The 15,177-nt window shown below is 72.7% G+C and carries 7 protein-coding genes; 3 read left to right on the top strand and 4 right to left on the bottom strand.

What is annotated here, in order from left to right; all coding sequences use genetic code 11:
* Positions 1–2,067: an ATP-binding protein gene (locus ACZ7PG_RS02015; RefSeq protein WP_470237221.1), complete on the top strand. Its 2,067-nt coding sequence runs from the start codon at positions 1–3 to the stop codon at positions 2,065–2,067.
* Entirely contained in the window at positions 2,060–2,356 is a 297-nt protein-coding gene (locus ACZ7PG_RS02010) for a hypothetical protein (RefSeq protein WP_470237220.1), read from the top strand. The genes ACZ7PG_RS02015 and ACZ7PG_RS02010 overlap by 8 nt, the downstream gene beginning before the upstream one ends.
* Before the next feature lie 10 nt (positions 2,357–2,366).
* On the opposite strand, the gene ACZ7PG_RS02005 is transcribed toward ACZ7PG_RS02010, so the two are convergent.
* Positions 2,367–3,107: a hypothetical protein gene (locus ACZ7PG_RS02005; RefSeq protein WP_470237219.1), complete on the bottom strand. Its 741-nt coding sequence runs from the start codon at positions 3,105–3,107 to the stop codon at positions 2,367–2,369.
* Positions 3,107–6,691, bottom strand: a complete 3,585-nt coding sequence (locus ACZ7PG_RS02000; protein ID WP_470237218.1) for a phage tail protein — start codon at positions 6,689–6,691, stop codon at positions 3,107–3,109. Before ACZ7PG_RS02000 ends, ACZ7PG_RS02005 begins: the two co-directional genes overlap by 1 nt.
* A gap of 119 nt (positions 6,692–6,810) precedes the next feature.
* Between ACZ7PG_RS02000 and ACZ7PG_RS01995 the strand changes: the two genes are divergently transcribed.
* On the top strand, positions 6,811–13,152 hold the full coding sequence (locus ACZ7PG_RS01995) for an SDR family NAD(P)-dependent oxidoreductase (protein ID WP_470237217.1): 6,342 nt from the start codon (positions 6,811–6,813) through the stop codon (positions 13,150–13,152).
* A 6-nt stretch (positions 13,153–13,158) separates the two neighbouring features.
* On the opposite strand, the gene ACZ7PG_RS01990 is transcribed toward ACZ7PG_RS01995, so the two are convergent.
* Entirely contained in the window at positions 13,159–13,971 is an 813-nt protein-coding gene (locus tag ACZ7PG_RS01990) for a SigB/SigF/SigG family RNA polymerase sigma factor (protein ID WP_470237216.1), read from the bottom strand.
* A 110-nt stretch (positions 13,972–14,081) separates the two neighbouring features.
* Complete coding sequence (locus ACZ7PG_RS01985) at positions 14,082–15,059, bottom strand: esterase-like activity of phytase family protein (RefSeq protein ID WP_470237215.1); 978 nt, start codon at positions 15,057–15,059, stop codon at positions 14,082–14,084.
* Positions 15,060–15,177 lie beyond the last annotated feature (118 nt).

The following is a 15,177-nucleotide window of genomic DNA, read 5'->3' as shown; positions in this document are numbered from 1 at the left end:
ATGAGCGGACTGGCGGTCGAGCACCTCCGGGTGCGCCTGGCGGAGCTGCACCAGGCGCTGCGGACCGCCGTCGCCCGCCAGTCGGCGGCCGCGGCGGTGCTGACGCGCCCGGACCTGACGCCGTTCTGCGTGACGGACGAGCAGGTCGACGCGCTGCTCGACCGCGTGGACGCCTTCACCGAGGCGATGACCGAGCCGCCGTCCGCGCCGCGCCCGGACCCGGAGTCCGAGCAGCACCTCCGGCGCCTGGCCGCGGCCCGCGGGGTGACGCTGCCGCTGGACGCCCTCGCGACCCGCTACGGCCTGACCCGGGTGGAGCAGGACGCGCTGCTGCTGGTGGCCGCGCCGGAGCTGGACCCGGGCTACGAGCGCGTCTACGCGTACGTGGTGGACAACCTGAACCGGCGGGCGCCGTGCGTGGAGCTGCTGGTCACGGTGGTCGCGGAGACGCCGGCGGACCGTCTGGCGGTGCGCCGGGCGCTGGGCTCCGCGGGCCGGTTGCGCCGCTACGGCCTGCTGCGGGCGTACGACGATGCGCCGAGCGAGCCGGCCCGGGAACTGGCACTGGGCGGCGGCGTGTTCGAGTACCTGATGGGCTGGGGTGGCGACGTCGGGATCCTCGGCCACGACCCCGGCGAGGTGACGTGCCCGGTGCGGCAGGTGGCGTCCCCGTACCTGGAGTCGGCACGGCTCGGCACCCTCGGCCGCGCGCTGGCCGCGGGCGACGTCGACGTGGTCGGCCTGTGGGGGTGCCCGCCCGACAGCCAAGCGGACGCGGCGCGGGCGTTGGCGGCGGCGGCCGGCCGGCCCCTGCGGCGCGTGACCGCCGACGTGGCGCGGGACCTGCGGACCGCCGCGGCGCTGAACGCGATCCTGTGGCTGCCGGCGGACCGCGACTTCGACGAGGCGCTGGTGAGATCGGGCGTGCCGCTGTGCCTGACCGGCACGAACCCGTGGCGCCCGCCCGAACTGCTGGCGACCCGCACGTACGCGGAGCTGACGATCCCGGCGCCGGACTTCCCGGAGCGCCGGGAGATGTGGTCGTCGGCGTTCCCGGTGCTGGATCCGGAGGTGCTGACGGACCTGGCGGCCCGCTACCGCATGAGCGGCGGCGAGCTCCGCGCGGTGGCCGCGGTGGCCGACGCGGGCGCGCGCCTGTCCGGCGACGGCCACCCGGTCACCGAGCACGTGGAGCCGGCGATCGCGACGGTGACGCGAGGTCGCACCAGCGGGGTCGTGCAGTCGATCACCCCGCGCCGCACGGCGGACGACCTGGTGCTGCCGGAGGCCCAGATGAGCCAGGTGGCCGAGATCGCGTCGGCGTTCCGCGCGTGGCCCCGCATCGCGGAGTCCTGGGGTTTCGCCCGCGCCTCGACCGGCGGGGTGAAGGCGTTGTTCACCGGCGAGCCGGGCACGGGCAAGACGATGTCGGCGGAGGTCGTCACCGGGATGCTCGGCCTGGAGCTGCTGAAGGTGGATCTGGCGCAGGTGGTGTCGAAGTGGGTGGGGGAGACGGAGAAGAACATGGAGGAGGTGTTCAGGCAGGCGGAGGACAGCCACGCGGTCCTGCTGTTCGACGAGGCGGACGCGCTGTTCGGCAAGCGCGGCGAGGTCAAGCAGGGAACCGACCGCTACGCGAACCTCGAGGTGGGTTATCTGTTGCAGCGCTTGGAAGCGAGCAACGGGCTGATCATCTTGACGAGCAACCTGAAGGAGAACATCGATCCGGCGTTCACCCGGCGGTTCCACTTCGTGGTCCACTTCCCGCGGCCGGGTCTCGCCGAGCGTCGCCGGTTGTGGGAGCTGGCGTTCCCGCCCGAGGCGCCGTTGTCGCCGGACGTCGACGTGGACGTGTTGTGCCGCTTGGACATGACGGGAGCGGGCATCGCGTCGGCCGCCCGCACGGCAGCGTTGTCGGCGGCCGACAGTGTGTCGTCGTCGATCGGCATGCGGCACGTGGTGCGGGGAGTATCGCGGCAGTTCCAGCGCGAGGCGCGGTTGTTCCGCCCGGCCGAGCTGGGCCGGTATGCTGGGCTTCTGACCGAAAACGGGAGTGCGCATGCCTGAGTTGATGCCTCCGCAGACCAAGCCCGCGGTGCCGGTGACGGCGCAGGAGCTGAGTGTCGCTTCGGCCGCAGACAAGGGAAAGAAGAAGCTGGTGCTGGTGCCGGCGGTGGTCGGGAACGCTCAGTCCGCGAAGACGGCGATGGATGGTTCGTCGAAGACGGTGCCTTCGCACTTGGCTTCGACGTTCGCCGCGGGGCAGGACCGGGTGGGGAACGCGGCGATCGCGGGGGCGGCCATCCGGGTGGTGCCGATGGCGGTTCCCCACACGGAAGCCTGCCCCGGCTCCTGACGTCGGGTCGTCACCCCGCGCCGTGGCCGGCGAACGAAGCCAGGTGCTGGACCAGGCCGTTCCTGATGACCGTGATCCGGCGGCGGCCGGGCAGGTCCGCGAAGGGACAGTCGGACAGGCCCTCTCGCGCGGTGGCCGACTCGTCGCCCGGCGCCAGCCACCGCAGCTTGCCGGAGCGGAGCCACGGCGTGAGGTCGAAGTCGTACTCGGCGACCCGGGGTATCACCCAGTCCCAGCCGCCCCGGCCGCCCTCCCGGTAGACCGGGTACTTGTTGGTGCCCCACAGGTTCACCAGCCGGACCCCTTCCGGCTTCGGCCCGAAGTAGCTGATCGTCCACCCGGTGTGCGCGCCGACCGGCACCTCGGCGAGCACCGCCCGCACGTCCGGGGCGTCGAGTATCCGCGGGACCACGAACGGCACGTCCGGGCCCGGAACCACGGCGAACGCCGGGTGCTCCACCGGATCGGCGAGCCTCATCGCGCCCGTCATGGCCAGCCAGTCCGGCGGCCGCGACGACGACGGGCGGCGGATCGGGGTCTCGTGGTCCCAGAACGGGCCGTCGAGGCCGAACACGTCGATCGGCCAGCGCACCGCCTCGCCGGTGGCCGGCGACCGCGCGACCGTCACCTCGGGCAGCAGGGCCCGGTACCGGCGGTTGACTTCCTGGACCTGGGTGATGTCCGGCGAATCCTGGCCGGCGAGCCGGGCACTCCGGGCCAGCAGCCGGGCCCGTTCGGCGGGGGCGTCCACTAGTCCGGCCTCCCCGCCGGCGGGTGCCAGGGCCGCCGGTCCGTCCACTGCGGGGTCTCCGCCACGACGAACCGCATCGGCTGGCCCGGCGCGAACCGCACGAGACCCTCGTCGCCGCCGCGTTGGTGCTGCCGCACGAGCTTGTCGCGCATCTCCTTTTCGTGCGGGTCGTCGGGGTCCCACCGCACGACCGCGCCGTGCATCACGCCGAACTTGCCCGCCTGCATGTCGAGGACCAGCAGTTCGTACTCGTCGATCGGGATCTCGGTCCCGTCCGGGCGGCGGATGTCGTACAGGTCGTGGTCGCCGGCGATGGGGTGCCGGGCCTTGTTCTTGTCGTAGCCGTGGACGACGTAGCCGAGCACTTCGAACCGGCCGGGGCCCAAGGGTTTCCGGGCCAGCTTCTTCATCTTGGCACCGTACTCCTGACGTTCGTCGACCCGCATGCGATAGCGTCTCCGGCCCGCCTCGACGTCGGCCCTTTCGAGGTTCCGCCGTTTCGGTTGCGGCACGGCGTTGACGAAGAACCCGACCAGGCCCTTCTTCTCCGGTTCGATGCCCAGGTACGTATCCGACCGCTGGATCGTCTTCGCCTTGATGTCCACCGGTTTGTACCAGGCGCCGCGCATGAGGTGGCGGATCGAGTCCGAGTTGGTGGGCCGGACTTCGATGATCAGGTTGTTCGCGTCGGCGAAACGCTGGAACTTCCGGCCGTTCTTGATGAGGACCCCGTAGTCGGCCTGTGCCTTCTTCCGGCTCAGCGGCGAGTTCTCCGCCCGGCTCTCCTTCGACGGGTTGATCGTCGCGGCGAAGTGGACGACGTTGTGGTCGCCCTCGCGCCGTTCCACGACGAGCTTGAGTGCGGTCAGCCGGTGCCGGCGCCGGATCGGCGGGAGGCGTTTTTCGATCTCGTCGGCCGGCATGCCGGTGCGGACCAGGTCGTGCGCGTCGCGGAGCGCGGCATCGAGCGCACCCTGGTCGGTCCCGGGATGCTTGTCCTGGCGTGGGTCCCCGGGCCGGCGAGCGGCCGGGCGCTTCCGCTTCTTCGCCAGCGCCTTGATCTTGGCCCAGACCTTCTTGGCCAGCCCGACGATCTTGTCGATCACCCAGTCGACGGCCTTGGTCACCGGCCGGGCCAGCTTCTGGAAGACCTCCTTGACCTTCCCCGCGATCCCGCCGACTCCCAGAAGCGCGGCCAAAGCGCCGATCAGCACCGGAATCGACCGCGCCAGAGCCTTCTCCACGAGTCCGGCCACCCCGCCGGCGCCGCCCTTGGCGATCGCGATCACCGCGTCCAGCACCGTGTTGACGAACTCGATGATCTGGCGACCGTTGGTCACGATGAACTTGATGATGTCGATGATCATCTTGCACGCGCGGATGAACGCCGACGCGGGATTGAACAGCGAGATGATCCACGTGATCCCCGCCAGGATGATCGTCGGCAGCAGGTACGACACCAGGTTGTCGATCAGGCTCTTCTTCAGGTCGCCGACACGGGTCTTGAGGTCGTCCCACAGGGCGCGGATGCCGCGTTTGCGGACCTCCACCACGATCGGCAGCGCGTGCTCGCCCGCCTCGATCGCCGCCATGGCCTCCTTCGGGAGCTTGCGGGCTAGCCGGGCGCGGAGGTTGGCCCAGGACAGGCCGATCAGGCTCGCGATCAGCACCAGGATGCTCGCGACGTCGAAGCTCGTCGGCAGCTCGATCCCCGCCGTCGCCGCGGTGCCCAGCAGCCACGACAGCACCCCTTGCTGCAAATGCGTCACCGCGTTGTTCTTGAACTGCTTCAACCCGCCGCCGACGGCGGACACCAGGTTGCCCAGGAAGCCGATCGGGTCCTTCAGGATGCCCATCACCGCCTGCGCGGCCTTCGCGAGCACCCCCAGCAGCATGTCCTTCAGCTCGAGGATCGTCTTGATGACGCCCTTGACCGCGTCCAGAGCCTTGTCGACGAGCCCCCGGTTCTTCTCCTTCTCCACGGCGATCTCGGCGTCGACCGACTTGACGGCGTCCGTGTACTTCGTGGCCAGGGTGTCGACCAGCTCGGTGCTCTTGTCGTCGACCGACTGGGTCAGCTCGTCGAACTTGTCGGCGAAACCGGCCGCCGCCCGGGTGCCGAGGGCCTTGAGGTCCTTCGGGAGGCTGTCGACCGCTTTCTGCAGCTCCGTGCGGCCCGTGGCGATGCGCTGCTTCGCTCTCGTCAGCTCGCGGCCGATCGTGTCCGCGACGTCGGAAATGACGCCGCGCATGCGCTTGACGTAGTGGTCGCGGGCCTCGACGAAGATCTGGTTCGCTTCGTCCGGCAGGCCGAACAGCTTGTCGTGGCCCCATTTGACCAGGCCCCACGGGCCGCCGTAGCGGCGCGACTTGTAGTCGTCCATCTTGCGCCGGTGTTCGGCCGTGAACTCGTCGCGGGCCACCTGTTCGCCCGCGGTGAACTGGACGTCGACGAGCTTGTCCAGGCCGGTGAGAATGCCTTCGACGTCGGTCTTCATCGTGTCGAAGACCTTCTGCAGAAGGGCCGTCACCTGGGCACGCTTGTCCTGGTCGCCGGTCTTCGTGGTCTCCTTGCCGCCGTCGACGAGCCGGCCGGTGTGCACTCGCCGGGTGGCGATCGCGCCCATCGCGGTGGCGCCGAAGTGCTTGGCCTGCGCCGTCGTCTGGCGCAGCTGCTGCGACTCGTTCTTGCGGAGCTCCGGCGGTGTCGCCTCGGAATGCCGCTCCGCGGTCTTCTTGTCCTTCAGCGCCGGGCTGAACGCCGGGTCCGTCGACAGCTGCTTCTCGGTGACCTGGTGGTCGGCCATCTCCTTGTCGACGCTCGCCGGGCCGGCCGACAGGTCGGTGGCCGACGGCGGCAGTTTGTCCGGTGCCGCCTTCGCCGGGTCGGGCGTGCCCGGGGTGCCCGGCGGCCGGTCGGCCGTCATCGGCACGACCTGCTTGACCTCGGCGGCCGAGGTGTCCGGGGGTGCCGCGGTCGTGTCGGCGATCTGCTCGGCCGAGTCCGTCCTGCCTTCGCCGACCTTGCCCTGCACCTCGGCCTTGACCTCGGCCGGCTTGCCGGATCCGGCGAAGTCGTCGGCTTCTTCGAGGTTCTTCGGGGCTTTCTCGGCGATGGCCTTCTCGACGGCCTTGACGAACGCTTCCTTGTCGAAGTCCTTCGGCTTGGCCTCGTTCATCTTCTCGGCGTTGGCCGTCTTGCCCTGCGCGATCTCGTCGTCCTTGGGCGGCACCGAGGCGTCCTGCGCCGACGTCGCTTCCTTGTTCGCCGGCAGGTGGGACTTCGCGACCGTCTGCTTCTTGTGCGCGATGTCCTTCTTCAGCACCGCGAACTTCGGGTCCGCGCCCGGACTCCGGGCCAGCCCCGCCGCCACCGCGCCGTTCCCGAGGCTGTCCTGCGACTCCTTGCGCGTCGGGTCCGCGAGCGGCTTCTTGTCACCCGCCCGCAACGCCGCGAGCGCCGCCGCGTTCGACGCCGGCAGCGGCGGGGGTTTCCGCGGCGGCGGGCGCTCCTTCACCGCGGCTGGCGCCGGGGCCACCGTCAGCGCGGGGAGCTTCGCGTGAGCCCTCGGTGGCGGCGGCATGGGACGGCTCTCCTCCCGCTACGGGAACCCCGGACAGCGTCGCAGCCGGGCCGTCACCGGGGCGTCGCCGAAACGTCCCTCGTGGCCGTCGAGGCGGAACCTGCGGTATACCCGGAGCAGTGGAAGATCTCCGGGCCGGGCTCGTCCGGCCGCTCACCGCCGCGTTGTCCGCCCATCCCGGTGATCGGCCGGCCTACTCCGACGGCGCGCGGACCATCACCTACGGACAGCTCGCCGCCCGCAGCGCCGAGTACGCCGCCGGGCTCGACGTCGCGCGGGGCGATCGGGTGCTCGTCCACGTCGGCAGCCGGGTCGAGTTCGCCGAGTACCTCCTGGCCGTGCTGCGTGCCGCCGCCGTCGGCGTCCCGGTCAGCACCAGGGCGACCGAAGCCGAGCTCGCCCACATCGCCGATGACTCCGGCGCGACCCTGCTCATCACCGAGGCACGCCACGCGGAACTGGCGCGCCGGCTCGGCGAGAGCCGGGGCCTGCGGGTCCTCTTCGTCGAGGACCCGCCGAAACGAACGGCACCACAGCCGCGAGACGATCTCGCGCTCGACGAACCGGCCTGGCTGCTCTACACCTCCGGCACCACGGGCCGTCCGAAAGGCGTCCTGCTTTCGCAGCGCGCGATGCTGTGGTCGACCGCCGCGTGCTACGTCCCGATGTTCGGGCTCACCGCGGACGACACGCTCCTGTGGCCACTGCCGACGCACCACGCCTACGCGCTGTCGCTGGCCTTCGTCGCGAATATCGCGATCGGGGCCCACACCCGGCTCGCCGACGGCCTGTCCCCGGACCTGCTCGCCGCCCACGCCGGCTGCGTCCTGGCCGGCGTCCCCGCCACCTACCTGCGGCTCCGCCAGGAACACGACGGCCCGCTCGGCGCACCGAGGCTGTGCTTGACGTCGGGCGCGCAGTGCACGCCGGCGACCCGCGCCGCGGCGCGCGACCTGTTCGGCACCGAGGTGCTCAACGGCTACGGGAGCACCGAAACCGGCGGCAAGATCGCCGTGGAGACGCCCGGCACGACCGGGCTGACCCCGATGGTCGGCGTCGAGATCCGGATCGATGCCGGCGAGGTGCTCGTGCGCGGCCCGGGGCTGATGCTCGGCTACCACGGGCAGGCCTCGCCGCTGCGCGACGGCTGGTACCCCACCGGCGACGCGGGCCGCCTCGAAGAAGGCAGGCTCGTGCTCGACGGCCGGATCGACGACGTCATCGTCTGCGGCGGCCAGAACGTCCACCCGACCGAGATCGAGGCCGTACTCGAGGGGTCGGTCCGGGACGTCCTCGTGGCCGGCCGCCCCGACGACGTCGTCGGCGCGGTGCCGATCGCGTTCGTGGTCCCCGGGCCGGACGGCTTCGACCCCGAAGCGCTGCGGCGGCTGTGCCTGAGCCGGCTCTCGCTGTACAAGGTGCCAGTCGCCTACATCGAGGTCGACGAGATCCCGAGGACGCCGTCGGGCAAACCGCGCCGCAACGCCCTGTCCAGCGCGCCGAAACCCCTGGACCTGGCCGCGATCGTCCGCGCCGAGCTGGTCGCGCTGTGCGGCCACGACGGCGGCGACGGCTGGCGCGACCGGCCCTTCACCGACCTCGGACTGTCTTCGCTCGCCGGCGTCCAGTTCCGGCACCGCGTCACCGCGCTCACCGGCGTGCCCGTGCCGCACTCGCTGATCTACGACTTCCCGACGCCCGGCGAGGTCATCGCGGAGCTCGCCCGGCTCGCCTCGGGCGACTCGACGACACGAGCGCCGGCGCGGCCGGCACCCGCCGCCGAACCGATCGCCATCGTGGCGATGGCCTGCCGGTTCCCCGGCGGCGTGCGCTCGCCGGAGGACCTCTGGCGGCTCGTCGCGGACCAGGTCGACGCGACCGGCGAGTTCCCGGCCGACCGCGGCTGGGACCCCGACGAGCTGTACGACCCGGACCCCGACGCGATCGGCCGGTCGGTGACCCGCCGCGGCGGGTTCCTCGACGGCGCGGGCGACTTCGACGCGGGCATCTTCGGCATCTCGCCCCGGGAGGCCCTGGCCACCGACCCGCAGCAGCGGCTGCTGCTGGAGACGACGTGGGAGGCGTTCGAGCGGGCCGGCATCGACGTCGCGACGCTGCGCGGCAGCGACACCGGCGTGTTCGCCGGCGTGATGAACGAGGACTACGCGAGCCGGTTCACCACCCCCCACGAGCTCGAAGCGTGGCTGGGCATCGGCTCCTCGCACGCGGTGGCCTCGGGCCGGATCTCCTACACCTTCGGGCTGACCGGCCCGGCGCTCACCGTCGACACGGCCTGTTCGTCGTCGCTGGTCGCCCTGCACCTCGCGGCGAAAGCGCTGCGCGCCGGCGAATGTTCGCTCGCGGTCGCCGGCGGGGCGACGGTGATGGCGACCCCGCGGACCTTCCTGGCCTTCAGCCGCCAGCGCGGCCTGTCCCCGGACGGGCGGTGCCGGTCGTACGCCGCCGGCGCGGACGGCACGGCCTGGTCCGAGGGCGCCGGCGTGCTCCTGCTGGAACGGCTGTCCGACGCGCGCCGGCACGGGCACCCGGTCCTGGCGCTCCTGCGCGGGACGGCGGTGAACGCCGACGGCGCGTCGAACGGGCTGACCGCGCCGAACGGGCGCGCGCAGCAGGCCCTGATCGCGTCGGCCCTCGCGGACGCCGGACTGGCCGCCGCCGACGTCGACGCCGTCGAGGGGCACGGGACCGGCACGTCCCTGGGCGACCCGATCGAGGCGGAAGCGGTGATCGCGGCGTACGGCCGGGGCGGCGACCCGCTGTGGCTCGGCTCGGTGAAGTCGAACATCGGCCACACCCAGGCCGCGGCCGGGGTCGCCGGCGTGATCAAGATGGTCGAGGCCTTGCGGCACGAGCAGCTGCCGCCGTCGCTGTACGCCGACGAGCCGAGCCCGCACGTCGACTGGGCCGGCGGCGGAGTGGCGCTGCTGTCCGAGGCGCGGCCGTGGCCGCGCGCGAGCCGGGTCCGCCGGGCCGGGGTGTCCGCCTTCGGGATCGGCGGCACCAACGCGCACGTGCTCCTCGAAGAGGCACCGGCACCGGAAACCGAAGCGCCGCAGGCGTTTCCGGCGGCGCCGTGGCTGCTCAGCGCGGCCGACGACGACGCGCTGCGGCAGGTCGCGGCCGGCCTGGCCGGGGCTCCGGACACCATCGACGTCGCCTACACACTCGCCCGCCGGACGCCGCTCGCGCACCGCGTGCTGGTGCCCGCCGGGAATCCCGAAGCCCTGCGGGCCGTCGCCGAGGGCCGCGTGCCCGGCCGGAGCGTGCGCGGCGGGACCCGGCTGGCCCTGCTGTTCAGCGGGCAGGGCGCACAACGCGCCGGCATGGGACGGGAGCTTTCCGACCTGTTCCCGGTGTTCGCCGACGCCTTCGACGAAGCGTGCGAGGCGCTGGGCGGCCCGGTGCGCGACATCGCGTTCACCGGCGGCGAGGCGCTGGACCGCACGGATCACGCCCAGGCCGCGCTGTTCGCCTTCGAGGTCGCCCAGTACCGGCTGTTCGAGTCCTGGGGGCTGCGGCCGGACGTGCTGGCCGGGCATTCGGTCGGCGAGATCGCCGCCGCGCACGTCGCCGGGGTGCTGTCCCTGCCGGACGCGGCGACGCTGGTGGCCGCCCGTGGCCGGCTCATGGCCTCGCTGCCCGGCGGCGGGGTGATGATCGCCGTGGAAGCCACCGAAGCCGAGGTGACGCCGCTGGTGGGCGACGGGGTCGCGATCGCCGCGGTCAACGGGCCGCGCTCGCTCGTCCTCTCCGGTGAGGACACCGCGACGACGGCCCTGGCCGCGCGCTTCGGCGGCGGGACGCGGCTGCGCGTCAGCCACGCGTTCCATTCGCCGCTGCTGGAGCCGGTGCTCGACGAGTTCCACGACGTCGCCACCGGGCTGAAGCACCACCGGCCGGTCCTGCCGCTGGTGTCGTGCCTGACCGGGCAGCTCGTCGACGAGATCGAGCCCGGCCACTGGCGGCGGCACGCCCGCTCGGCAGTACGCTTCGCGGACGCCTTGGCCACGATCGCCGCCCCCGGCCCGGTCGTCGGCCTCGAAATCGGGCCGGCGCCCGTGCTCAGCCGGCACGCGGCCGGCACCCAGCCGGGGACGATGTCGGGCAGCGGAGTGCTGACGGCGGCCGGCGCCATGCACACCGCCGGCGTCCCCGTCGACTGGCGCGCGGTGTTCGCCGGCAGCGGCGCGCGGATCACGGCCTTGCCCACGTATCCGTTCAAGCGCACCCGGTACTGGCTCGACCCGCAGTCGCCGGAGCCGGCCGGCGGGGACCACGCGATCCTCGGCCCGGCGCTGGTCGCGCCCGACTCGCCGCGGATCGTGCACGGCGGCTCGCTCGGCGTCCGCCGGCACCGGTGGCTCGCCGACCACGTCGTAGGGGGAGCGGTCCTGGCGCCGGGGACGGCGTTCGTCGAGCTGGCCCTGCACGCCGGCGGGACGGCCGTCGAGGAGCTGACGATCGAAGCGCCGCTGCGGCTCGACGGCGGACAGGACGTCCACGTCCAGGTCGTCGTGGACGGGCCGTGCGTGGACGTCTACGCCCGGCGTCCGGCGGACGAGCGCTGGCAGAAGCACGCGTCGGGACGGGTGCGTCCGCGTGGGCCAGTTCCGGCCGGCTGGACCGGGGCATGGCCGCCGCCGGACGCCGTCGAAGCCGACGTCGCCGAGGCCTACCGCGCCCACTCCTACGGTCCTGTTTTCCAAGCCGTACAACGGTTGTGGACGCGCGAGGAGGAGTTCTTCGCCGAGGTGGAGCTCGCGCCGGACGTCGGCGGGCGCTTCGCGCTGCACCCCGTCCTGCTGGACGCGGCCGTGCACGCGACGGCGCTCGCCGAGGGGCCGGCGGCCGAGCCGAGGGTGCCGTTCCTGTGGAGCGGTGTCGAGGTCCACGCGCCCGGAGCCCGGCGGGCCCGGGTGTACGGCGTCCGCCTCGGCGCCGGCACCGTCCGCGTCGACCTGTTCGACGACGGCGGGCAGCCGGTCGCCCGCGTCGAGTCCCTGACGACGCGGCCGATGGCGGCCCGGGACACGATGCTCTACCGTCCACAGTGGATTCCGATGACCCTGCCGCCGCCGGTGGCGACTGCGGAACCGGTGCGCGTCGTGGAAATCGGGCCCGGCGACGTCCGGACGGCGACCGGCCGGGCACTCGCCGTCCTGCACGACTGGCAGGAGCGCGGCGACCGGCTGGTCCTCGTGACGCGGAACGCGACCGGGCCGGTCCCGGACCTCGCCGCGGCGGCGGTCTGGGGCTTCGGGTGCGCCGCGGCGGCGGAGTATCCGGGCCGGATCACCTTGGTCGACCTGGAGCCCGGCTTCCCGGTGGAGCGGGTCGCCGGTCTCGTCGGCGGCAGCGCGGAGCCGCAGATCGCCGTCCGCGACGGGGTGCCGCACGTGCTGCGGATCGCGCGGACCCCGCCGTCCGAGGGCCGGCCGTTCGGTCCGGAAGGGACGGTGCTGGTCACCGGCGGGACGGGCGCGCTCGGGCGGGCGCTGGCCCGGCACCTGGTGACCGCGCACGACGTCCGGCACCTGCTGCTGGTGAGCCGGAGCGGGCCGTCGGCTCCCGGCGCCGCGGAGTTGCGGGCGGAGCTGGGCTCAAGGGTGCGGATCGTCGCCGCCGACGTCGCGGACCGGGCTGTTCTGACGCGGTTGGTCGAGAGCTGCGACCCGCCGCTGACAGCGGTCGTGCACAGCGCGGCGGTGGTGGACGACGGTGTCCTGGCCGCGCAGACGCCGGAGCGCCTGGACACGGTGCTGCGCCCGAAGGTGGACGCGGCGCTGGTGCTCGACGAGGTGACCCGGCACCTGCCGCTGACGGCGTTCGTCCTGTTCTCGTCGATCGCCGGGGTGTTCGGCAAGGCGGGGCAGGCCAACTACGCGGCCGCCAACCGGGTGCTGGACGCGCTGGCGCACCGGCGCCGGGCCGAGGGGCTGCCCGCGTTGTCGCTGGCGTGGGGGCTGTGGGAGCTGGGCACGGGCCTCGGCGACCGGATCTCGGCCGCGGCCCGCCGCCGGATCCACGCGTCCGGCGTCGCGGGGCTCACGGCTGAGCAGGGCCTGGCGCTGTTCGACGCGGCACTCGGCTCGGCCGAACCGGTGCTGGTCCCGGTCCGCTTCGACCCGAGCGCTTCGATGGCCCCGCCGATCGGCGGTTCGCGTGCCGCCGCACCGCGTCCCACCTGGCCGTCGAACCCGGCCGAGGCCGAGCTGCGCGAGCTGGTCCGCGCGGAGGTCGCGACGGTCCTGGGCCACCCGGACGCGTCGGTGATCGCCGACGACCGGCCGTTCCTGGAGCTGGGCTTCGACTCGTTGACGGTGATCGAGCTGCGCACCCGGCTGGCCGGGCTGTCGGGAATCGATTTGCCGGCCACGGTGGTCTTCGATCAGCCGACCGTGGCCGAGCTGGCCGCCTACCTGAAGGAGCAGCCGAGCTGAAGGGCCCTAGTCGGCGACGATGCGGTGCCGCAGCTGTTCCAGCGTTTTGGTCAGCAGCCGGGAGATCTGCATCTGGGAGACGCCCACCCGCTCGGCGATCTGGCTCTGCGTCAGCTCCTCGACGAACCGCATCTCGATGATCGCGCGCTCCCGGGGCGGCAGGCCGGCCATCGCGGCCTGCAACGTCAGGTGGTCGTCGGCCTTGCTGTACGGGGTCTCCTCGTCGGCCAGCTGGTCGGCGACCGTGACGTTGTCGCCGCCGCGGGCGGGCGCGTCGAGGGACGCCGGCTTGTACGCCTCCGCCGCGAGCAGACCTTCGCGGACCGTCTCGACGTCGATGTCGAGGTGGGCCGCGAGCTCGCTGGGGGTGGGGGAGCGGCCCAGGTCGTGGGCCAGCTCGCCGGTCGCCCGGGCGAGGTTCTGCTGCAGCTCCTTGAGCCCCCGGGGCACGCGCATCGACCACGCGCTGTCGCGGAAGTGCCGGCGGACCTCGCCCATGATCGTCGGCACGGCGAAGGACAGGAAGTCGCGGCCCTTGGCCGGGTCGTAGCGGTCGACGGCGTGGATCAGGCCGGTCCGCGCGACCTGCACGAGGTCGTCGAAGGACTCGCCGCGGCCGCCGAAGCGCTTGGCGATGTTCTCGGCGAGCTCGAGGTGCTCGGTGATCAGCCGGTCGCGCAGGTCGGATCGCCGGGGGTCCTCGGCCGGCAGCCCGCTGTGCTCGTGGAACAACGGAACGCAGTGGGCGAACTGGTTGGCCCGCCGTGGTGGGGACACGACGAGCGTCGCGGTGGGACGTTCCGGTGCTCTGACAACCATGGTGCCCACATACCCAAAGCCGTCCTGAATCACACGAACCGGTGATCAGGAAGGCGGGTATTAGTGCACTCGGAGTAACAAAGGTAAGCGGGAGGCTAAGTGCGTTTTCCTCAGCAGGACAGCGTCCCGGCCCGCAGGGCGTGGTTGCCGTCGTTCGCGTCGTCCGACCACACCACCGTCTTGCGCCCGGCGGAACACTGCGGCGAGATCGCGAACCCCTCGTTGTTGTAGTTCGGCATCTTCGACGGCCGCGCGTACGTCGCCGAGACGGTGAACTTGCCGCCGGTGATCTTCAGCGTCGCCGTCTTGCCGTCGCAGGTGTCGTCGCAGACCGACCAGAGGCTGCCCGTCGCCGGGTCGAACTCCAGCTCCATGACCTTCGGGAACCCGGACGCGATGGTCGCCACCCGGGTGAACCCGCCGCCCGCCTGGTCGAGCGCGTAGGCGTAGATCTTGCCCTCGTCCTCGAGGCCGACGAAGTAGAGCCCGGTGCCGTGGCCGGCGTAGGTCGCCGGGTCGTACGCCGCCTTCGTGTGGTCGTCGCGGAAGCCGCCGGCGGTCAGGAACGAGTCCGGGACCCAGGTGATGCCCTCGAAGCCGCCGTTGTCGTCGACCGACGGCAGGTCGCCCGTGAGGTTCCACTCCGCGACCGCGCTGAGTGACGCCGACGACGCACCGGTGTCGAACCGCAGCACCTTCAGCAGGCTGCCGTCCTCGTCGTTGTCCCGCTCGGTCGCGGCGAAGACGCCGTCGGGCGTGGCCACCACGCCTTCCGCGTCCGGGTCACCGCTGCCGTCGCGGTAGTGCAGCTTCTTCCCGGACGGCCAGCCGCTCGCCGGCGCCCAGGTGGTGCCGGTGCGGGTGAGCCGGTAGAGGGTGCCGGGGCCGTTCTTGACCGCCCACAGCTCGTCGGCGCTCGCGAACGAGAGCCCGCTGAGGTTCTCGCCGAAGTAGCCGGCGGCGTCGGCGACCGTGACGGCCGGATCGCCGGGCCACTTCGCCGTCGCGGCCTGCGCGCTGCCGGGTGACGCGGTGAGCAGCGCCGAAACGAGGATCGCGGATGCGGCGAACCGAGGGGGGATACGCACGTCGTGCTCCTGAGGGCCGGTGCGGCGTCGTCGAGAAATGATCTTGACGCAGGCGACTGTACCCAGCCGCCCGGCCACGGGCAACGCGCGCGTCCTCCCATCGGACTGGGCCATTCGG

It is taken from the genome of Amycolatopsis sp. NPDC114504 (genome assembly GCF_055633595.1).
Note: the sequence above shows the minus strand (reverse complement) of the source record. Positions and strands in the feature narration are given on the sequence as shown.

Coding starts and splice junctions, on each gene's coding strand:
- ACZ7PG_RS02010 (WP_470237220.1), top strand. CDS start 2,060: ATGCCTGAGTTGATGCCTCCGCAGACCAAGCCCGCGGTGCCGGTGACG.
- ACZ7PG_RS02000 (WP_470237218.1), bottom strand. CDS start 6,691: ATGCCGCCGCCACCGAGGGCTCACGCGAAGCTCCCCGCGCTGACGGTG.
- ACZ7PG_RS01990 (WP_470237216.1), bottom strand. CDS start 13,971: ATGGTTGTCAGAGCACCGGAACGTCCCACCGCGACGCTCGTCGTGTCC.
- ACZ7PG_RS02015 (WP_470237221.1), top strand. CDS start 1: ATGAGCGGACTGGCGGTCGAGCACCTCCGGGTGCGCCTGGCGGAGCTG.